Annotated in this window: 19 protein-coding genes and 1 pseudogene; 10 read left to right on the forward strand and 10 right to left on the reverse strand. The window is 65.2% G+C overall.

Annotated elements, in window-relative coordinates:
• Positions 1–92: 92 nt before the first annotated feature.
• Positions 93–2,600 carry a nitrite reductase large subunit NirB gene (gene nirB, locus CH292_RS00370; RefSeq protein ID WP_094653774.1) on the reverse strand — a complete coding sequence of 836 codons (2,508 nt, stop codon included), beginning with the start codon at positions 2,598–2,600 and terminating at the stop codon, positions 93–95.
• 51 nt (positions 2,601–2,651) lie between these two features.
• Positions 2,652–4,076, reverse strand: coding sequence for a NarK/NasA family nitrate transporter (locus tag CH292_RS00375; RefSeq protein WP_019666076.1), 1,425 nt, complete (start codon positions 4,074–4,076; stop codon positions 2,652–2,654).
• Positions 4,077–4,231: 155 nt separating this feature from the next.
• Between CH292_RS00375 and CH292_RS28760 the strand changes: the two genes are divergently transcribed.
• The 6 genes and pseudogenes from CH292_RS28760 to CH292_RS00395 all read left to right on the forward strand — a co-directional run bounded on the left by CH292_RS28760 (position 4,232) and on the right by CH292_RS00395 (position 6,925).
• Entirely contained in the window at positions 4,232–4,549 is a 318-nt protein-coding gene (locus tag CH292_RS28760) for a hypothetical protein (protein ID WP_179275228.1), read from the forward strand.
• Entirely contained in the window at positions 4,546–4,674 is a 129-nt protein-coding gene (locus CH292_RS29205) for a hypothetical protein (RefSeq protein WP_019666077.1), read from the forward strand. The genes CH292_RS28760 and CH292_RS29205 overlap by 4 nt, the downstream gene beginning before the upstream one ends.
• Before the next feature lie 3 nt (positions 4,675–4,677).
• A pseudogene (locus CH292_RS29210) lies at positions 4,678–4,971 on the forward strand (GAF domain-containing protein); the annotation flags it as partial.
• Between the two features lie 30 nt (positions 4,972–5,001).
• Entirely contained in the window at positions 5,002–5,733 is a 732-nt protein-coding gene (locus tag CH292_RS00385) for a hypothetical protein (protein WP_230594163.1), read from the forward strand.
• 284 nt (positions 5,734–6,017) lie between these two features.
• Entirely contained in the window at positions 6,018–6,530 is a 513-nt protein-coding gene (locus tag CH292_RS00390) for a hypothetical protein (RefSeq protein WP_094653776.1), read from the forward strand.
• Positions 6,530–6,925, forward strand: coding sequence for a hypothetical protein (locus CH292_RS00395; RefSeq protein WP_019666080.1), 396 nt, complete (start codon positions 6,530–6,532; stop codon positions 6,923–6,925). Before CH292_RS00390 ends, CH292_RS00395 begins: the two co-directional genes overlap by 1 nt.
• 540 nt (positions 6,926–7,465) lie before the next feature.
• On the opposite strand, the gene CH292_RS00400 is transcribed toward CH292_RS00395, so the two are convergent.
• Positions 7,466–8,713, reverse strand: coding sequence for an MFS transporter (locus tag CH292_RS00400; protein WP_019666081.1), 1,248 nt, complete (start codon positions 8,711–8,713; stop codon positions 7,466–7,468).
• Positions 8,714–8,813: 100 nt separating this feature from the next.
• On the opposite strand from CH292_RS00400, the gene CH292_RS00405 reads away from it, so the two are divergent.
• The gene (locus tag CH292_RS00405) at positions 8,814–9,479 is read left to right on the forward strand and encodes a FadR/GntR family transcriptional regulator (protein WP_094627283.1); all 666 of its coding nucleotides are present in this window, start codon (positions 8,814–8,816) and stop codon (positions 9,477–9,479) included.
• A gap of 18 nt (positions 9,480–9,497) precedes the next feature.
• Here the strand turns inward: CH292_RS00405 and CH292_RS00410 are convergent, their stop codons facing one another.
• The 3 genes from CH292_RS00410 to CH292_RS00420 all read right to left on the reverse strand — a co-directional run bounded on the left by CH292_RS00410 (position 9,498) and on the right by CH292_RS00420 (position 12,794).
• Positions 9,498–10,352, reverse strand: a complete 855-nt coding sequence (locus tag CH292_RS00410) for a TIGR02569 family protein (protein ID WP_026347942.1) — start codon at positions 10,350–10,352, stop codon at positions 9,498–9,500.
• Between the two features lie 46 nt (positions 10,353–10,398).
• Entirely contained in the window at positions 10,399–11,574 is a 1,176-nt protein-coding gene (moeZ, locus tag CH292_RS00415; RefSeq protein WP_033190542.1) for an adenylyltransferase/sulfurtransferase MoeZ, read from the reverse strand.
• 83 nt (positions 11,575–11,657) lie between these two features.
• Positions 11,658–12,794 (reverse strand): DUF3152 domain-containing protein, encoded by a 1,137-nt coding sequence (locus CH292_RS00420; RefSeq protein WP_094627281.1) that lies wholly within the window; start codon positions 12,792–12,794, stop codon positions 11,658–11,660.
• Positions 12,795–13,038: 244 nt separating this feature from the next.
• On the opposite strand from CH292_RS00420, the gene CH292_RS00425 reads away from it, so the two are divergent.
• Complete coding sequence (locus CH292_RS00425; RefSeq protein WP_019666086.1) at positions 13,039–13,692, forward strand: TetR/AcrR family transcriptional regulator; 654 nt, start codon at positions 13,039–13,041, stop codon at positions 13,690–13,692.
• 100 nt (positions 13,693–13,792) lie between these two features.
• On the opposite strand, the gene CH292_RS00430 is transcribed toward CH292_RS00425, so the two are convergent.
• Both CH292_RS00430 and CH292_RS00435 read right to left on the reverse strand, forming a co-directional pair.
• Entirely contained in the window at positions 13,793–14,020 is a 228-nt protein-coding gene (locus CH292_RS00430; protein ID WP_026347943.1) for a DUF3107 domain-containing protein, read from the reverse strand.
• Positions 14,021–14,128: 108 nt separating this feature from the next.
• The gene (locus tag CH292_RS00435; RefSeq protein WP_020112105.1) at positions 14,129–14,935 is read right to left on the reverse strand and encodes a ferritin-like fold-containing protein; all 807 of its coding nucleotides are present in this window, start codon (positions 14,933–14,935) and stop codon (positions 14,129–14,131) included.
• A gap of 340 nt (positions 14,936–15,275) precedes the next feature.
• Here CH292_RS00435 and CH292_RS00440 point away from each other — a divergent pair, with 340 nt between their 5' ends.
• Both CH292_RS00440 and CH292_RS00445 read left to right on the forward strand, forming a co-directional pair.
• Positions 15,276–17,000, forward strand: coding sequence for a DEAD/DEAH box helicase (locus CH292_RS00440; protein WP_218829513.1), 1,725 nt, complete (start codon positions 15,276–15,278; stop codon positions 16,998–17,000).
• A 9-nt stretch (positions 17,001–17,009) separates the two neighbouring features.
• On the forward strand, positions 17,010–18,278 hold the full coding sequence (locus CH292_RS00445; protein ID WP_094653777.1) for a PQQ-binding-like beta-propeller repeat protein: 1,269 nt from the start codon (positions 17,010–17,012) through the stop codon (positions 18,276–18,278).
• Here the strand turns inward: CH292_RS00445 and CH292_RS00450 are convergent.
• Both CH292_RS00450 and CH292_RS00455 read right to left on the reverse strand, forming a co-directional pair.
• A complete protein-coding gene (locus tag CH292_RS00450; RefSeq protein ID WP_019666092.1) occupies positions 18,260–19,054 on the reverse strand; it encodes a ParA family protein in 795 nt (264 codons plus the stop codon). The genes CH292_RS00445 and CH292_RS00450 overlap by 19 nt on opposite strands.
• 107 nt (positions 19,055–19,161) lie before the next feature.
• Positions 19,162–20,640 carry a DHA2 family efflux MFS transporter permease subunit gene (locus CH292_RS00455; protein ID WP_179275227.1) on the reverse strand — a complete coding sequence of 493 codons (1,479 nt, stop codon included), beginning with the start codon at positions 20,638–20,640 and terminating at the stop codon, positions 19,162–19,164.
• Positions 20,641–20,721: the final 81 nt, after the last annotated feature.

Consider the following 20,721-nt stretch of genomic DNA (forward strand, 5'->3'; position numbering starts at 1 on the left):
ATTGCACTGTGCCGATGTTTCTTCGTCGTTAAGGGCCGATTACCCGGGTGTGCACATGCGTGCAGACCCGGGAACCGACCCGCGTGAGGTGCTCAGGCGCCGATCTTCGGCATGCCCATCAACACCGGCACCTTGCGCCGGCCGGTGTCGTCGAACGAGATGGTCGGGTCCGACTCCGCGGGAGCGTTGACGAACGACACGAAGCGGCCGAGCTTCTCCTCGTCTTCGAGTACGCCTACCCATTCGTCCTTGTAGCCCGCGACGTGGCGCTCCATGTCGGCCTCCAACTCGGCGCCGATGCCCAGGCTGTCCTCGCACACGACGGCCTTCAGATGGTCGAGACCACCGTCGAGAGAATCGAGCCACGGCGCGGTGCGCTGGAGCCGGTCCGCTGTCCGCACGTAGAACATGAGGTACCTGTCGATGTAACTGACCAGGGTCGCATCGTCGAGGTTCGACGCCAGCAGCTGAGCGTGCTTCGGAGACTGTCCGCCGTTGCCACCGACGTACAGGTTCCAGCCGTGTTCGGTCGCGATGACGCCGACATCCTTTCCACGGGCCTCGGCGCACTCGCGTGCACAGCCGGACACTCCGAACTTGATCTTGTGCGGGGACCGCAGTCCGCGGTAACGGTTTTCGAGATCGACGGCCATTCCCACCGAATCCTGGACACCGTATCGGCACCAGCTCGACCCGACGCAGCTCTTCACCGTCCGCAGCGATTTTCCGTACGCCTGGCCGGATTCCATGCCTGCGTCGACCAGTCGCTTCCAGATGGCGGGCAACTGCTCGACGCGTGCACCGAACAGATCGATGCGCTGGCCACCGGTGACCTTGGTGTAGAGGCCGAAGTCGCGGGCGACCTCACCGATGACGATGAGTTGCTCCGGGGTGCACTCGCCGCCCGGCATTCGCGGTACGACCGAGTAGGTTCCGTTCTTCTGGATGTTCGCCAGGAAGTGATCGTTGGTGTCCTGCAGAGACGCCTGTTCGCCGTCGAGAATGTGGTCCGAGGAAGTGGACGCCAGAATCGACGCGACGACAGGTTTGCAGATATCGCAGCCACTTCCCGTGCCGTACTTGGCGATCAGCGACGAGAACGTGCGCGTGTTGGTCGCGCGGACGATCTCGAACAGTTCCGCGCGGGACTGACCGAAGTGCTCGCACAGTGCCTTCGACATCACGACACCGGACGCCGCCAACAGTTGCTTGATGGACGGCAGGCAGCCTCCGCAGGTGGTACCGGCAGTGGTGCAGCTCTTGACCGAGGCGACATCGCACGCCCCGTCCGCGATCGCGCCGCAGATCGCACCTTTGGTGACACCGTTGCACGAGCAGATCTCGGCCTCGTCGGGAAGTGCGCCGATGCCCACTTTTTCCGCTACGGGTGAGATCAACGAGCCTGGATCGCCCGGCAATTCACGACCGACGAGCGGACGCAGCAGCGAGTAGGCGGTGGCATCGCCGACGAGAATCCCACCGAGCAACGTCTTCGCATCGTCGGAGACGACAAGTTTGGCGTACGTCCCCTTCGGTGCGTCGCTGAAAACGACCTCGAGTGCACCCGGCGTTGCGGCCATGGCGTCACCGAAACTGGCGACATCCACGCCCATCAATTTGAGTTTGGTGGACATGTCCGCGCCCGGGAACTCGGCGGCGCCGCCGAGCAACCTGTCCGCGACGACCTCCGCCGTCGAGTACCCCGGGGCGACCAATCCGTAGCAGCGACCGTCGACGGCGGCGCACTCACCGATGGCGAACACTGCCGAATCGGATGTGCGGCACCCGGCGTCGACAAGGATGCCGCCACGTTCCCCGACGTCGAGGCCGCTCTCCCGTGCCAGACGATCCTGTGGGCGCACGCCCGCGGAGAAGACCAGCAGGGCTGCGTCGATGGTGCTGCCGTCGGACAGTTCGACCGTCAGCCCGGCGCTGTCGTTCTCGGTGATGGACGACGTTCCGACGCCGGTGTGCACGTTGAGCCCCAGATCGGTCACCAGCCGCGCCAGGAGCGCGCCGCCGCCTTCATCGACCTGCAGCGGCATCAACCGCGGCGCGAACTCGATGACGTGCGGAGTCATTCCGAGCTTCTTCAGCGCATTGGCTGCCTCCAGCCCCAGGAGGCCACCGCCGACGACCACGCCGACCGCGCCCGGTCCCGCCGCGTCGGCGCGGGCGCGAATGCGATCCAGATCGTCCAGGGTGCGGTAGACGAAGCACTTGTCCAGGTCGTGTCCGGTTATGGGCGGCACGAACGGGTAGGAGCCAGTCGCGAACACCAGTGCGTCGTAACCGATCACCTCACCGGTCGACGTCGCAACCGTCCTACCTTCGCGGTCGACGCTGTCCGCGCGGACACCGAGCCGCATGTCCACCGCGGCGTCGCCCGGGTAGTCGTTGCCGGCGAGCGCCAGTTCCTTGTGATCCCAGGCCCCGACGTACGACGACAGACCGACGCGGTCGTAGGCAGGCAGCGCCTCCTCGCAGAGGACGGTGACTTTCCATTCCGCTGCCTCGTCGCGAGACCGCAATGCCTCGACGAAGCGATGTCCGACCATGCCGTGACCGATGACCACCGCGTTCTTCGTCGCGTTCTTCATCAGGGGTTCCTTCCGAGAATTACTGCAGAGCATTGAAAGACGGGGAGGGCGTCAGACTTCCACCGAGGACTGGGTCGCCTCGTCGGCGATTACACGCGGTCTGCGCAGGTAGACGGCGTATGTCACCGCGCAGCACAGTACGTAGAAGGCGAGGAACACCCAGAAGGCCGTGGTCGCGGACTTCGCCTCACCGGAGTACGACGCGCGCAGAACCAGGTTGATGCCGACGCCGCCCAAGGCGCCGATGGCGCCTGCGATTCCGATGAGCGCTCCGGACATCCGGCGGGACCAGTGCTGCTGTTCCTCGGTCGACATGCCCTGCAGCTCGGTTGATTTGGCGGCGAAAATCGCCGGAATCATCTTGTAGACCGAGCCGTTGCCGAGACCGGACAGCAGGAACAGCAGGATGAATCCGACGACGAACAGCGCCATCATCGTGCCGCTGGCTGCCCCCGCGGTGTTGTCGTCCCAGGTGCTTGCGGCCACCAGAATGCCGGTGGCGAACACCATCGACACGAAGGTGTACAGCGTGATCTTGCCGCCACCGATCTTGTCCGCGAGCTTGCCGCCGAACGGGCGGGAGATAGATCCGAGAAGTGGACCGAGGAAAGCGATCTGAGCTGCGTGGAGTGACGCCTGCGCCTGCTGGGCGGCCGTCGCCGGTGCACCGTCGGTCAATCCCGCGAGGAAGTTGATCTGCAACACCTGGCCGAACGCGAAGCTGAAACCGATGAACGAACCGAAGGTGCCGATGTAGAGGAACGCGATCCACCACGAGTCCGAGAACCTGAGGACGTCGATCATGGAGCGCCCGTTGGTCTTCTGGTTGTCGAGGTTGTCCATGAACAATGCGGCGCCGACTGCGGCGATCGCGATGAAGACGAGGTAGACGGCGCAGACGATCTCCGGTGCCGTGTTGCCGATCGTCGCGATCACGAGCAGACCGATCAGCTGAATGACGGGAACGCCGATGTTGCCGCCGCCGGCGTTCAGGCCGAGCGCCCAGCCCTTCTCACGCTGCGGGTAGAACGCATTGATGTTGGTCATCGACGATGCGAAGTTGCCGCCGCCGAGGCCCGCGAACGCCGCGACGACGATGTAGGTCGTGTACGACGCCGGGTTCAGCATGAAGTACATGGTCAGCACCGTCGGGACCAGAAGTACGAGAGCGCTGAAGATCGTCCAGTTCCGACCGCCGAACTTCGCTGTCGCGAAGGTGTACGGGATACGAAGCACAGCGCCGACGAGCGTGGGAACGGCGACGAGGAAGAATTTTCCTGCGGCGTCGATTCCGTACACCGACACAGGCATGAACAGCACCATGACCGACCAGATCGACCAGATGGAGAAGCCGACGTGCTCGGCGACTACGGACCAGATCAGATTCCGCTTCGCGATCGCCTTTCCACCGGCCTCCCAGGCCGCGACGTCCTCGGAGTTCCAGTGGCTGATGCGGTGCTTGATCGACACCGGCACCGTCCCCGGAGGGGGTGTCGACGGTGTGGGTGTCGATTCGGGCGCCGCATCGGCTTGTGGTGCCTCGGGAATGCTGGTCACGTGGGCCTCCTGATCGCGTGGGAGACCCAAAGATAGAAAAGCCATGTTGCGCGGGCGCTGCGCGCGGTGACCCCTTGATTAACTTGGTCTCACGAACACGGAACGCCTGCCGTGAGGACGCCGTCGCGGTCACCACCGACGCTGCACTGTTTCCGCTCGGCGCGCATCCCGCGGTTCGGTGGCGAACGGCCCGGTGGTTGGCGAAAATCCCCGACGGCGGCGCCGGTGCCGACGGATCGGCGAGCCGGTTCAGCCGCGCACCGCTGCGAATGAGGCCATCACCGACGCCTACACCCGCGGCTGGACGGCGGGTGCGGGACTACCTGAAACTGATGCCCTCGACACCGATCTCCCAACTCATGCAGGACACCACTTTCACGGCCCTACCATGAACGTCTCCGCGGTGTGCGCTTCCGGCAACGCCGGCCTGCTCACGGCCAAGATGTGGCTGAACACCCATGTCGTCGACGACGTCGCCTTCGTCGCCCGAGAGGTCCGAGCCCAGTGCGTGCACTGACGCATGCACCCCCATCGCGGCCGTGTGTGCGATGGTCGAACGGTGACAGCGGGGAAGAGCAGTTGGTTGCTTGTCGATGTGGTCGATCTGCGGGCGATGTCGGTGGTGGTGGTCGGAGACAAAGTGCGATCCGGTGTACCGCTGCAGTCGGTGGTGACTCGAAATCAGGACCGCATGCTGGAGGTTGTACGGGCATCGGTCCGCGCGAAGGACCCAGTCAGCGTGAGCATTTCGCGATCGAGACGCCTCACAGCAGTGCCAGTCATCGACAGCGTTCTCAGCCGTGTGCACGGGGTGTGGGTGAGCACTCACCCAGAGGAAGAACTCGTGGCAGTTCCTTCGCCGTCATGGTGCTTCGTATGGGATTTGGCCGAAGGATTCGCCTATCGTAGTGAGGCAGTGGGAATGTCGTCGAGCTGGGCCGATCTCGGTGTGCCGGTGCGGCGTCCGATCGCGGATGCATTGCGTGTGTTCGACATGGGAGATCACAACACCGCGGCTCTGGCCGGGCTCGCTCGTAAGTCCGGACGCAGCATCGATCGGTACACAGTGGTCGAACACCGCCCGGACGGTGATCGGCAAGTGCATTTCGTTGTGCACTCGGTCACTGAGAAGTCCGGGTCGTCGACTGAGAATGGCGCGCAAGTCCGGTTCCTTCGAGGGCTCTCGGTCGATATCGGCCATGCTCCACCCCAGTCGAGACCCCGACGATCGGCACTCGGGGATCGGATCGCGCAGGCGTTGACACCGCCGCGGCAGTACCGAGCCATCTCCGACCCCGATACGCTCAACCTGCTGTACTGGCACGGCCCTGCGGCCCCGCGCATCGCGTGGATGTCCGACAACACGACGGACAACCCGATCATCGATCCAGCGGACCTTCCTGCGGCGCAACGCGCAGTCGACGAGCTGCGCACATCCGGTCCGGGTCACAGCGTTGCGCTGACAGTCCGGTTCCTCACCATCGACGGCGGATACGAACCCGTCGAGCTGTCGGCGTCGCTACTCGACCTCGAATCGGGACAGTGCGCCTTGCTGGTTGTGCTGACCGTCGAGTAAACGGCACACCAAACGTTGCCATGCAGTGTCCGACTCCGTTTGGTAAGTTCCACAGCAATACGCTTCGGTGTGTGAAGTTCGATCCTGGGACACGTCGGGACGGTCTTCTTCCAGCCCCGTGTGGGAGCTGATGGGCATGCTCGCGTGAGCGTGCCGTGTCGCCGTTCCACCCGGCCCAGCATCTTGGCGCGACCTTGCTGGCCGGTCCGTACCCGAATCGACTTCCCTCCCATGAACCGGGAAGACAGAAATTGGAGTGAGCTGTGCACGTGAAAAATGTTGCTGTGTCATCCGGTTTGGTCGCGGCGATCGCTTTGACGATCTTCGCCGTGCCCGCGTCTGCTCAGCCCAGCGTCGGTCCCGGTCCCACTACTGGCGAGGCGCAGGAGCAGGAGCAGCCAGTGGATCAGGATCGTGTCGAGCAGATCGACGCGGAGAAGTTGGTGCTCTTCAACGACCAGCTTGCCGCCGCCGGCAACGAGCAAATCCTCACAGGAACAGTGGCTCTGGAGTATCGCACCGACGGCAGCGTGGTGGGGTACCTCGCGGATGGCACCACCTACGAACAGTCCGCAGCGGCGCTGGAGAACAACCCGCTGCTCCGCGCCGGGATCGTCGACGAAATCAAGCGGGTCGTCGCAGCCTGCTTGGGCGTGTCACTGACTGCTACCGGATTCTGGGCCAGCATCGAAGCCGAGTTGACCAGTTGGGACCGGGCCGCGAAGTTCTTGGTACGTAGGCTCGGCGTGCTCGGCGCAGTCAGCTGCGCCGGTGGGATCATTTGGGAGTACATCTGATGAACGACGCACTGCTCAGAGCGGACCGGCGCACGAAAGACTTCTTCGGCGGCCCCGGTCTCGGAGTGATCGCCCTCGTTGTCGTTGTCGCAGTTGTCGTTCCGGTCGTTGTCTCTTCCGCGGGGTGGTCGACGTTCGGCGCTGCCGCTGTTGTGTATGCGGTCGCTATCGTGGCGGCGACGCTCGCTGTGGCGATACGCCGCGGAGCTGGACGTTCGAGCGTGGTGGCTGCCGGCGGAGCGGCGGCCATCGCGATCCTGTTCGTGGTCGGGTACACCGGGATCTTCAGCATGTCCGACGATGTCCGATGGTCCGGTTCGAGCGCGGTGACCGGGATGGTTCTCGGTTCACTGGTTCTCGGCCTGCTCGTTCGCCGAGGACGGGACAGTCGTTGACGGTGTGACGAACAGTCAGTATCCGGCAGCACCGCGGCGTACGGCAGTCATGACGCATGCCGCGGTGCTGCGCGTATCGGCCGGACCGACCGAAAAGTGAGACAGCCCAGCCTGCCATCGAGGCGGTTATTCAACCGAATGGATAGCTGCGGGTAGTTTCCGCACCGTCATGCTGAAGTGACGACCACCGTTGATGCATCAACTGCGGATTTTTGATATCCGATTCTTTAATCAGTCCGGTGTGGTTGTGCAATTGTCCCGGAGTACAAGTTGGTCACCTTGTGAGTCCCCTAAATCGTCGGGAGGGGCGTAGCGCGGATGGAATTGGCGGGCTGCTTGCCGAAGATGCTGCGGACAGTTTCTTGCGACGCGAGGGTGTACAGAGGCTTGCGTCTCCCACAATACGATTGCCGCCTCCGTCGTCGTAAGCGATACGTACAGCAAATCCGCTACAACGCTGTGCAAGTCTGTGGTGCCGGGGTGACTGACATGGTCGCCGAAGGTCGATCTTCTCCGCGCATGAATGTCGCCGCCTGCGCCTCACCACGTGTCTTCGAGCATGCGGGGCCTGCAGCACTGGTATCCCGCGACAAGCAGAACTGCGACGCAACCGGTGAGAACCAGGATCGGGACGCCCCAGCCCCCGGAGAGCGTGTGCAGGAAACCGAAAGACAGCGGACCCGTCGCCGAGACCACGTAGCCCAATCCCTGCGTGAACCCGGACAGGCCGGATGATCCCGCCGGAGTCCGTGTCCGAAGGTTGATGAGCGTCAACGACATCGGGAAGGTCATCGTGCCGAGCCCGACGAGGCAGACCCACACCACCGTTCCACTGGTCGGGGTGAAATGCAGGCCGGCGAATCCCACCAGGTAGAAGACAGCGGCGGCGACGACGAGGCCGTACGGGTTGCGCAGCCGAGCGCACAGCGACGGTGCGGCCAGTGACGCGATCAGACCCATTCCACCGAACGCGGCCACCGACGCCCCTGCTGCGGCCTCCCCGATGCCTGCGTCGGTGAGCACGGTCGGCAGCCACGTGAGCATCGCGTAGGTGATGAACGACGTCATCGCGAACATGCCGACCATCCCCCAGGCCAGCGACGACCGCCAGATACGACCCTGCGGCTTCTCGTGCACAGCGGACGTGCCGCCCTCGCCGGTCGTGTCCGCGACGTCGTGGCCACGACGCGACATCACCACGCCCAGCCAGGGCAGGGCCGCGGCCAGGCCCACGAACGCCCAGATTCCGATGGACAGTCGCCACCCGTGTGCGTCGGCGACCGGCACCGCCAGCAACGGCGGGACCATGGTGCTGACCTGCAGTGCGCAGATGTACATGGTGCTCACGATGGCGAGTCGGTCGGAGAAGTACCGCTTCACCAGAGGTGGGATGACGACGTTGCCGATTCCCATTCCGGCGAGAGCCACCGCGGACAGGAGAATGAGCGACGCGGTGCCCGGAGCGAAGGCCCTCGTGGCCATGCCGACCGTCGTCAACGCCATCGCGAGAAGAGCGGCGCGTTCCATACCGGTTCGCTTGACCAGGACGGGCGTCAACAGTCCGAAGACGGCGAACATCGCCGGAGGAAGCATGCCGATGAGTCCCACGACGGACGACCCGAACTGCAGGTCGGTTCCGATACGGCCGAACAACGGGCTGATGGACGTCACTGCGGCGCGGAGCGTCAACGCGGAGACGATGATGGCGGCGAATACCAGGACGCGCCCGCGCAGAAGGTTCTGCGCCTCGGCGCCTGCCCCGGTCTCGGTCGTTGCGGTAGTACTCACGGCAGAAATCATAGGATGACCGGATCACCAGACGCAAAGAAGTTAAACTGGCCGCCGAACGACAAGCCGACAACATCGAACGACGACGGGGAGAGCACGGGTGCAGCAGGTTCAACGGTCCAGCCTGATCTCGCAGGTGACAGCGCAACTGCGGGCCGAGATCGTGGCCGAACGCTGGCCCATCGGCACCCGAATCCCCACCGAAGCCGAGCTCTGTGAACTGACCGGCACCGGCCGCAACACCGTCCGCGAGGCAGTGCAGGCCCTCGTGCACGCAGGAATGGTCGAACGCCGTCAAGGGTCGGGCACATTCGTGCTGGCGACCTCGGACCTGGGCGGAACGCTCGGCAAGTACTTCGCCGACGCGCAGGATCGCGACGTCACCGAGCTGCGACGCACCCTCGAAGTGACCGCGGCGATGCTGGCGGCCGAACGCCGCGACGCTGCCGACGTCGCCGCGTTGACCGCGGCGCTCGCCGACAGGCACTCGGCGTGGGCGCACGACGGCACCGATACCGCGATCGCGGTCGATGCCAGATTCCACCGCGCCATCGTCGCGGCCAGTCACAATGCCATCTACCTCGAGTTCTACGACTCGCTGATGCCGATCATCGTCCAGACGATGCACCACCACGTCGCGGACCACGACAACGGATACGACGACGAGCACTCGGCACTGGTCGACGCCATCGTCCGCGGCGACGCCGAAGGCGCTCGCACGGCATCACTGAGGTTCTTCGACGAACTCGAGGCGCCGGAACACTGACTCCCGAGCCCTCGTCGCTCAGAGCAGCAGCCTGACCAGGTCCGCGGTGCGCGCGAGACCGGGGAATGCCTCCGGGGTCGAACGCGGGTGGAGCGCATGAACGGAAAATCGAAAGATCAACGCGCGCAACAACATCTGCGGCCACTCCGGGAGATCTTCCCAACGCCCGATCAACGCGTCGTCGGCTCCGCCCCACGAGATCGCGTCGACGACCGTCACCGCGGCTGCCCAGGAGGCCGGCCTCCAGTACGGCGCGATGTCGGTGATACCCGGCGCCTCGCTTCCGTCGAACAACACGGTCCCGAACAGGTCACCGTGCACCAACTGATCACCGACACCCACCGGCTTGCGGAGGCTCGCAAGCTGCTTGATCAATTCCAGGCTCTGCTTGCCGTCCACCGAGGTGACCTCCGGCGCCCCGGCCGCACGAGCCACACGCAGCGGCGTCGCCTCCCACGCTGCACGGTCCGCGGCGGTGAAGACGTCCGCATCGGACCACGGCGCGACGGGCGGCTGCACCAGAAAGCGCGGTCGTTCCAAGCCGGCAGTCGCGGCATGCAGCCTCACCGACAGGGAGACGACCTCGTCGTGCCGCGGTTCCGGCGAGCCGACGATGAACGTGTCCGCGCGCCAACTACTCACGACGTAGCGGCCGTCCGTCGACCGCACCGGGCGCGCCAAACGCAGACCGTCCACGGCCAAGGTCTCGCGCACCTTCGCGGACCACGCGGCTCGCGCGTGGTCGGCGACCGGGGACAGCACGACGTCGCCGAGCCTCCATCCACCGTCCCAATCCGCACCGAGAGGCACGGGAGGCACGTCGCGCAGCCCGAACGTGGAGATCACGTGCTGAGGGGGTTCCACTGAGCTCACGTTCGTCACGCTACCGTGGGCCGCTTCCGACAGGGAGGAAGGCGCGCTAGTACACCGGAAGAGACGGATCGATCTGCCGAGCCCACGCGACGATGCCACCGTGCAGGTGAACAGCGTCGGCGAAACCGGCCTTCTTCAGCACTGCCAACACCTCCGCCGACCGAATTCCGGTTTTGCAGTGCAGAACGATTCGGCGATTCTGCGGAAGCTCCGCCATCGCCTCACCGGACAGGAATCGACCCTTCGGAACGAGCGTCGCGCCGTCGATCCTGACGATGTCCCACTCCACCGGCTCACGCACGTCGATCAGCGCGATCTCGTCGGGCCCCTTCAACAACGCCGCGAGTTCCGCGGGGGTGATCGACGACGATTCGGCGGCATCGGCTGCCTCGTCGGTGACCACACCGCAGAATTCGTCGTAGTCGATCAGCTCGGTGACCGGACGCCGATCCGGGTCCCGCTGGACGCGCAGGGTTCGGTAACTCATCGACAACGCGTCGTAGATCATGAGCCGCCCCAGCAAGGTCTCACCGATTCCGGTGATCAGTTTGATCGCCTCGGTGACCATGATGGAACCGACGGACGCGCACAGCACACCGAGCACACCGCCTTCGGCGCACGACGGCACCAGTCCCGGCGGCGGCGCCTCCGGGTAGAGGTCGCGGTAGTTCAGCCCGAGACCACCGGGGGCGTCCTCCCAGAACACCGATACCTGGCCCTGGAACCGGTAGATCGACCCCCACACGTACGGCTTGCCCGCCAGGATCGCAGCGTCGTTGACCAGATACCGAGTCGCGAAATTGTCGGTGCCGTCCAGAATCAGGTCGTACTGCCGGAACAGGTCCACCGCGTTGCTGTTGTCCAGCCGAATCTGGTGCAGCCGCACGTCGACGCCGTCGTTGAGCTCGAGAATGGACTCACGCGCACTGACGGCCTTGGGCCGCCCCACATCGGACGCCCCGTGAATGACCTGACGCTGGAGGTTGGACAACTCGACGTCGTCGAATTCCACGATTCCCAGCGTGCCCACCCCGGCCGCGGCCAGGTACAGCAGAGCAGGCGAGCCGAGGCCCCCGGCGCCGATGACGAGCACACGCGCGGCGCGCAAACGTCGCTGACCGACAGTTCCGACGTCGGGAATGATCAGGTGGCGGCTGTAGCGGGCGACCTCGTCGTAGGACAACGGGCCCGACGGTTCCACCAGGGGCGGCAACACGCTCATCGACTTGCTTTCTCCTCGCGGGCACCGCCGACCGTGGCCCGGGTGCCACGGCGGCGGACTTCATGTCACGCTACTCGCCGACATCAGCCTCGCGGATACGGCCACGGATTGAATCGGCACGTCTTTCCGTCCATCGGAACCACGCCCTCCGGATCGAGTCGGGCGATGTCGTCGTTGGCGGTTCCGAACGTCTGCTGCATCATCACCGGCGCCAATCCGCCGTCCGTTTCACACGGCTGATGTTGCTGGTATCCGATGGCGTGCCCGACTTCGTGGTTGATCTGGTACTGCCGGTACGAACCGATGTCACCCTGGAACGCGATGGCCCCCCGAACCCAGCGCGGCTCGTTGAGCACGACGCGGCCGATACCGGGGTTGTAGCAGGACACTTCGAGTTGAATGTCGTACCCGCAGGCCTGCCGAATGCTCATCTGAGACGTCAGCGAGATGCGGAAATCCGGTTCGCCCTGATCGATCCGTCGAAACGCGAAGCGTTGATCGTTGGTCCAGCTCTTCGGATTGCCCAACGTCTGATCGACGAGTCGGCCGAACGACTCCTCGCCGCCGAAACCGGCCGTGTCGACACCGTCCTCGACCTCGACCGTGTAGGTGAACACCCGTTCGCTCCCCTGGCCCACCTGACCGGTCGATCCGGGAACGACATGCCACGTCCCCGCACCCTGGACCGTGAACGAACCACCGTCGGGCAGCTCACCGGAGGGAACAGAATCCGCGAAGTTGCCGTCCGCAGCAGGCGGAACACCGATCACACCCGTCGAATCCCCACTCGGGCTGAGGGCACCGAAACCTGGATCAGCAGGTTGATCGATACCCGTCGACGCCGTCGTCGTCGGCTCACCGGTACGAACCGCATCGAAAACCACCAACGACGTCACCACCAACAGAACCGGAACCGCATAGGCGCGCCAGCCGTACACCGACGTGAACTTGCCCAGCTTGGACTGCTTCTTCGCCTGCCGAGGCGGTCGCGGCGCCCGAGTGCGAGCCGACTCGTCGCGCGCCGTCGGATCCCACTGAGCCCGCAGAGGTTGGTGAGAACCCCGGCCGCCGACACCACGGGAGAAGTCCCCGTCCCCGCTCCGACCCTCGACCGGGTGACGCCGCTCGACACGCCGTGCGGCAGAGGCCGGACGCTGGTCGTCGTACTCGTCGTCGGCCCACGCCCTCCCGCTGCGTCGCGGCCCACCTCGGTCACTCACCTCGCCAGAATCTCACAGTCGCCGGCATACGCCGTTCGCCGCGCCGATGTTTGTACTTCAGAACAATCCCCACACCGCCGTAGTGCACGCGAAACGGGGTGAGAGCGCCGTTTCTCTGGTATTCGTCACTGCGACTGGCGCACCGCCGTCCCGACGATGCGGCGCGCTGCGGGTATCGTTGCTCCACGACCTGCGCTACGGACACCCCTTCGGCGCGGTGACGATGCGGATGGGAACTTCTTACATGACAGAACTGGCGGATCGAATGTCCTCGGACCGTTCGACCTCACAGGCGAACCGGCGCAGCGCACGGTTGCCTCGCGACGCACGCCGCGCGCAACTCCTCGCGGCTGCGAGCGAAGTGTTCGTCAGTCGCGGATATCACGCGTCGGGAATGGACGAGATCGCCGAGTGCGCCGGCGTCAGCAAGCCGGTGCTCTACCAGCACTTCCCCGGCAAGCTCGAGCTCTACCTGGCAGTACTGCAGAGCTACGTCGACACCCTGATCGCCGGCGTGCGTCAGGCCCTTCGTTCGACGACCGACAACCGCAAGCGCGTCCGAGCTGCCGTACTCGCGTTCTACGACTTCGTCGACACCGACACCCAGGGATTCCGGCTCGTGTTCGAGTCCGATCTGATGGGCGACCCTCAGGTCAACGCCCGGGTGGAGCAGGCGACCGAAGCGTGCGTCGACGCGGTGTTCGACCTCGTTGCGCACGATTCCGGCCTGGACCCGTACCGCGCCCGCGTGCTCGCTGTCGGGCTCGTCGGAGCAAGTCAGTTCACGGCACGCTACTGGCTGGAAGCGGACCGCCCGATCTCCAAGGAAGACGCCGTCGACACCACCGTGTCGCTGGCATGGGGTGGCCTGTCCCACGTGCCGCTCCAAGCACCTTAGAACATCGGCACTGCCGTACTCGCACACTTCCTACCCGGACACCGGAAGAGGGGCCGCGCATCGACTGCGCGGCCCCTCTTCTCGTGTGCATTCCGTGCACTTACACCGTGGCGAAACCGACCTTGCGGGCGTCGGCCGGACCGATCTCCACGTACGCGACTCGCGCCGACTGGACGAGGTACTTACGCCCCTTCTCGTCCACCAGCGACAGGACGTCCTTCTTGCCGGCGAGTGCCTCGGCGACGAGCGCCTCGACCTCCTCGGGCGACTGGGCGCTGTTCACGACGAGCTCGCGAGAGCTTTCCGACACACCGATCTTGACCTCCACGGCCAACCTCCGAACTCAGTAGAGAAACTTCAGCTGCTTCGACCAGGCTAGTGCAGCCACGCGGCGGCGGTGACGTCCGACGGTGTGCTGTCAGCGAACACCGTGGTCTCAGACCAGGCCGAGCACCCGCATGCGCTCCGCGTGCTGCTCCTGCATCCGATCGAACAGAGCGGCGACACCGTTCAGATCACCCGATGCCGTGATCACCAGATCGGTCAGACTCTCGCGTTGCGCGAGCACGTACTGCGCCTGCGTGATCGCCTCACCGAGCAGTCTGCGCCCCCACAACATCAACCGCGCCTTGTCCTGCGAGCTGGCGGACACCCGGGTGGACACCTCGTGCACGACGAACTCCGAGTGACCCGTCTCGGCAAGCACCTCTCGTACCGTCGCCGCGACGGCCGGGTCGAGAGTGTGCGCGATCTCGCGGTAGAAATCAGCGGCCAACCCGTCGCCCACGTAAGCCTTGACCAACACCTCGAGCCACGTCGACGGGTTGGTCGACGCATGGTAATCGTCCAACGCACGCACGAAAGGATCCATCGCGGAGTACACGTCGAGACCGCGATCCGACAACGCGGACACGAGGGTCTCGAAGTGGTTCATCTCGGCCGCCGCCATACTCGCCAACGCCACCCGCCCCTGCATCGACGGGGCCGACCGCGCGTCCTCGGCCAGGCGGTAGAACGCCGAGATCTCCCCGTACGCGAGCACCGCGTACAGCTCGGACACTCCCGGATGATCGAACGGAATCCGCGGCTGCGCATCGGAGGTTTCCGTGGCATCGGGAAGGGCTTCCGTGGCATCGGGAAGGGCTTCCGTGGCATCGGGAAGGGCTTCCGTGGCGTCGGGAAGGGCTTCCGGGGTGGTCGGTAGGGCGTCGGCGGCGAACGATTCAGGCGAGTGGGCTCCCATGAGAATCGATCGTAGTCGCGCCCGACGCACGTGCGCGCTGTCACCGAAACGCGATGCCTCTCACGTCCCGCAAAGCTCGGAATACGGGTTTTGGGCGGTCGGCAAGCTACCATGGTGCACGGATCGACGCCCGGACCGATGACACGGACCGATTTTCCACGCGTCGAACCACACCGACAATGTGTGCGCACCTGATCCGGGTCGCTACGACTGCTTCGCCGCCTGTCGAGTACCACTACGTTCCACCGACACGGCTGAGGCTCGAGGCGAAATCACAGACCAGGATCGAGGGCATCGACTTCGGCCGGCAATAGGCCTGTGCCCTTCCTTGTGCGTACGTGTGAACACGAGGAAGGCCAGACCCCTGAGCAAGATCGTTATCGACCAGGAATCCGACACCGGCGACACCACCTTGTCCGCCCAGCTCGACGACACACACGTACCCCCGACCTTCGCGGAACTCGGCGTTCGCGAGGACATCGTCAAGTCCCTGACGGCCATCGGCATCGAGCGGACCTTCGCCATCCAGGAGTTGACCCTCCCCCTCGCCCTCGCCGGCGACGACCTCATCGGTCAGGCCAGGACCGGAATGGGCAAGACGTACGGCTTCGGCGTACCGCTCCTGCACCGCATAGCCACGACCGACTCCGGCACCGCGGCACTCGACGGAACACCCCGCGCGCTCGTCATCGTCCCCACCCGCGAACTGTGTGTTCAGGTGACCTCGGATCTGACCAATGCGTCCAAGTTTCTGAAGTCCGGCGGCAAGTCCGTCGAGATCCTGTCCATCTACGGCGGGCGTCCCTACGAGGCCCAGATCGCACAGCTGCAGAAGGGCGTCGACGTCGTCGTCGGCACCCCCGGTCGTCTCCTCGATCTCGCCAAACAGGGCCACCTCATCCTCGGCAAGATCGGCGTACTCGTTCTCGACGAGGCCGACGAGATGCTCGACCTCGGATTCCTCCCCGACATCGAGCGCATCCTCGGCATGGTGCCCAGCGGTCCCTCGGCGGGAGGCTCCGCGCGTGGTCGCCAGACGATGCTGTTCTCGGCCACCATGCCCGGACCGATCATCACGCTCGCACGCACGTTCCTGACGCAGCCCACGCACATCCGTGCCGAGGAAGCAGAGTCCTCCGCCGTGCACGATCGCACCGCGCAGCACATCTACCGCGCGCACGCTCTCGACAAGGTCGAGATGGTGTCCAAGGTCCTCCAGGCAGAAGGCCGCGGAGCGACCATGATCTTCACCCGCACCAAGCGCACCGCGCAGAAGGTCTCCGAGGAACTCCTCGAACGCGGGTTCGCCGTGGGTGCCGTGCACGGTGACCTCGGACAGATCCAGCGTGAGAAGGCACTGAAGAAGTTCCGGACAGGCGGCATCGACGTCCTGGTCGCGACCGATGTGGCAGCGCGAGGCATCGACATCGACGACGTCACTCACGTCATCAACTACCAGTGCCCGGAGGACGAGAAGACCTACGTCCACCGCATCGGCCGCACCGGCCGCGCAGGCCGCACCGGCATCGCCGTGACCCTCGTCGACTGGGACGACATCCCTCGCTGGCAGCTGATCGACAAAGCGCTGAACCTCGGAATCCCGGACCCGGTCGAGACCTACTCGAGCTCACCGCACCTCTTCGAGGAACTGGGCATCCCCGACGGCGTGACCGGCTCGATCAAGAAGGCGCCGGAGCGGACCGAACGCGCGCACACGGGCGACAACGGCGAAGTCACCGACAGCGTCGACAGTGCCGTCGATTCGGATGCAGCAGCCGAACCTTCTCGGCCACGCCGAACCCGCGCCCGCCGTCGCACCCGCGGCGGCAAGGCCGATGCAGCTACAACCAACGGCACTGCCGCAGCTGCAACCAACGGCACAGCCGCAGGCGGGGATACGTCCTCGGACAGCGCCCCGACCGAGTCGGGCACCAGCAGTGACGCCCCGTCCGGTGACGGCGCAGCACCCAAGCGTCGGCGTCGCCGCCGCCGCTCGCCCGCCTCGTCCGGACAGCCGAGCTCCACCCCCGAGTCGTCGCCCGCGTCAGCACCGGCAGCCGAGTAGCCTTCTTCTGTGCTTGCACCCGAACGTCGTCGACGCTCGGATCTCGTCGCCGCGGCAACCATTCTGGTTGTCGCGGTGCTCGCTGCCGGGGTCATCTGGTTCCGAAGCGACGCACACGGCACGACGTCCGAGACCGCGCCCACTCCACTGCCGCAGGCCACCACCGCACTCACCGTGCCCGCGTCGTTGACCGAAGTGTGGCGAGCGCAGAGCCCGCTCACGTCGACACCGGTGGTCACCGGCAGCGCCGTGGTGAGAGGTGACGACGGCGGAGTGGACGGTCTGGATCCGTCCACCGGTGAGACAGCGTGGAGCTACCGCAGGGACGTTCCGCTCTGCGCAGTGACAAGTGCATGGAACACCGCCGTCGCCGTGTTCGCCGACGATCGCGGATGCGCACAGGTCACCGAACTGGACGGGGCGACGGGATCACACAAAGCTCAGCGATCCAGCGACGCAGATTCCGAAGTCCGTCTCAGCGACGACGGAACCTACGTCACATCCCTGGGTGACACGCGCATGGAACTCTGGCGGTCGGACCTCGTACGGACCCTCGAGTACGGACGGGTCGACGCCCCGCAGAACCCCGGCACCCAACCTCGCACCGGCTGCACCCTGCTGTCCACCGCGTCGAACAGTTCCCGCGTAGCGGTACTCGAGCAGTGCCCCGAGGAATCTGGTGCACGGCTGACCACCATGAACCCGGCACCGAAGGACGCCACCGAACCTCAGGAGTACGGCTCCAGCGTCGTCGCGTCGTTGACCAGCGCCGACGGCCCAGTGGAGGGAGCGCGCGTCCTCATCGCCTCGGGGGATCGGGTGGCGTTGTCGATCCCACCGCATTCCGGTGAACCAGCGAAGGTCGCCTTGTTCGACGGCAATGCTCAGCCTCTCACCGAATTCGATCTTCCGGACGGGACGGTGCCCGAGGCACCGGCCGATCTGTATCCGACGGTCGTCAAGGCCGCGAACGTCTTCAGCTGGTGGACCGGATCCAGCACTGTCGCACTGGATCTGAGCGATCTGTCACCGCAGTGGACCGTGCCCGGCGCGCTCGGCCCCGGCACACTGATGGCCGGACGCCTGCTGTTGCCGGTCCAGGACGGCACAGCGGTCATCGATCCGTCGACGGGTACCGCCGAACGAACGATCCCGGTCGACCGCGGTGACTACTCCGGCCCGGTCGGACTCGCCGTCGTCGGCGACGTACTCATCGAACAACGCGGTACCGACCTGGTTGCACTCTCCGGCACGGAGGGTCAGTCCTCGGGCGAATAGGTGCGGAGCGGAGATCCGTTCTCCCAGTGCTCCAACAGGTTCCCCGCCAGGTCTCGATACGCCTGCGCACCCTTGCTCTTTCGACCCGACAACACCGTCGCCCCCGACGCCGACGCCTCCGCGAAACGCACCGTCCGAGGAATGGGCGGATCGAGAACCGGAAGGGAGTAGCGGTCGGAGACATCACCGAGAACGTCGCGGCTGTGCGTGGTGCGTGCGTCGAACAACGTGGGGAGCGCGCCGAGAAGCGACAGTTCGGAATTGGTGATCTGCTGAACTTCCGAGACCGTACGCAGCAGCTGCCCGACGCCGCGGTGAGCAAGTGTTTCGCATTGCAGCGGCACCAGTACCGACCGGGCGGCCGTCAACCCGTTGAGTGTCAACACACCCAACGACGGCGGGCAGTCGATGATCACGACGTCGTAGTCGTCGAGAATCGGCGCCAGCGCTCGCTTCAGCGCGTATTCACGGCCCGCACGCATGAGCAACAGTGCCTCGGCGCCCGCGAGATCGATCGTTGCCGGAAGCAGGTCGATACCCTCGTCGGTCTCGAGCAGCGCCTCAGCCACCGGGGTATCCCCCGTCAGGACGTCGTGCACGGACGTCTCGAGTTTGTCCGGGTTGTGCCCGAGGGAGAACGTCAGGCACCCCTGCGGGTCGAGATCGACCACCAGAACCCGCCGGTCCAGTGCATGAAGCGCCGCCGCAAGTGAAGCCACCGTGGTGGTTTTCGCGACGCCGCCCTTTTGATTCGCTACCGCCAGTACTGTCGTCACGCCCCCGATCCTTGCCTACATCGGGGCGATCGGCCAGAGCGAGCGGGTCGTGGGCGCGTCGGGAAGGGGCCAGGAACAGTCCCGGTCCGACGCGCCCGTCACCGAAATCAGTGCAGCATAACCGGTTTGGCGCTGTCCGCACCCTCTGCCGGAGTGATCTTCTTCCGGGGCAGGAAGAACGCCGGCACGAAGGTCAGCACGATGAGCACGAGCGCGACCATGAACGTGGAGCCGAACGCTCCCGCCGAGATGTCGAGAGCCTCGACCGGAGACGTCGCCTTCGCGACGTCCTTCAACTGATTGGTCAGCACCACGGACATGACCGCCGTACCGATCGAGCCCGCCGTCTGCTGCACGATGTTCATCAACGTCGATCCTCGCGCGACGTTGTGATCGGTGAGCGTCTGCAGAGCAGCGGTCATGATCGGCATCATCGTCGCACCGAGACCCATGCCCATGACGAACAGCGCACCGAGCAGAATCACGTACGAGGTGTCGGCACCGACCTGTGTGAAGACAGCCATGCCCGCGGTGATGAACACCATGCCCGCGAGCACGATCTTGCCGGGGCCCATGCGGTCCGCGAGGGTGCCCGCGATGGGCATCGTCAACATCGCGCCGATTCCCTGGGGCGCCAGCAACAGACCTGCAGCCAGAGTCGTCTCCCCGCGGATCTGCAGGAAGTAGCTCGGGAACAGCAGACCCGCGCCCATGAACGCAACCATGAACAGGACGGTCGTCAGGACCGCCACGGTGAGCGCCCGGTTGGCGAACAACCTGAGGTCGATCAACGGATGCTCGATGCGAAGGGCATGGAAGACGAACAGGACGATCAACACGAAACCGACGATCGCCGGCACCAGCACGCGAACAGCCCACACCGTCTCGGTCTCGGGAATCGAGGACACTCCGAACAGGAACAGTGCGAGGCCGGGAGAGAGCATCAGCATGCCGACGAAGTCGAACGATTCCGACGGCGTCGGATCGTCCTTCGGGAAGATGACGATTGCTGCGATCAGCGCGACCGCGCCGATCGGAACGTTGATCAGGAAGATCCAGTGCCAGCTCGCAGCCTCCAGCAGCCATCCGCCGAGGATCGGGCCGCTGATGGGTCCGAGAAGCATCGGCACGCCCAGCACGGCCATGACACGACCGATCCGCTCGGGACCTGCGGCCCTGGTCATGATCGTCATGCCGAGCGGCATCAGCATGCCGCCGCCCAGTCCCTGAAGCACACGGAAAGCGATGAGCGTGGTGATGTCCCACGCGAAGCTGCAGAGCACCGAGCCGAGCACGAACAGCACGAGAGCGGTGATGTACAGGCGCTTGGTACCGAACCTGTCCGCCGCCCAGCCGGTCAGCGGAATCACCGTCGCCAGCGCCAGCGTGTATCCCGTCATCGTCCAGGCGACAGTCGCGTACGTCGCGTCGAACACGTCCATGAACGTGGGAAGCGCGACGCTCACCACGGTGACGTCGAGAATGGACATGATGGCGCCGAGAACGACGACACCCGCGATCTTGAGGACGGCGGAGTCGAGCTTGTCCGGCTTCACCGGATTCGGACTTACCCCTGGCTGCGTCATGGTCGATCGTCCTTCGTGTCTCGGTGAGCAGGAACACTGCCCACCATCTGCCTGAACACGCACGACAACGTGCGCGGTGTG

This window comes from Rhodococcus sp. 14-2470-1a (genome assembly GCF_002259425.1).
GTDB lineage: Bacteria > Actinomycetota > Actinomycetes > Mycobacteriales > Mycobacteriaceae > Rhodococcoides > Rhodococcoides fascians_E.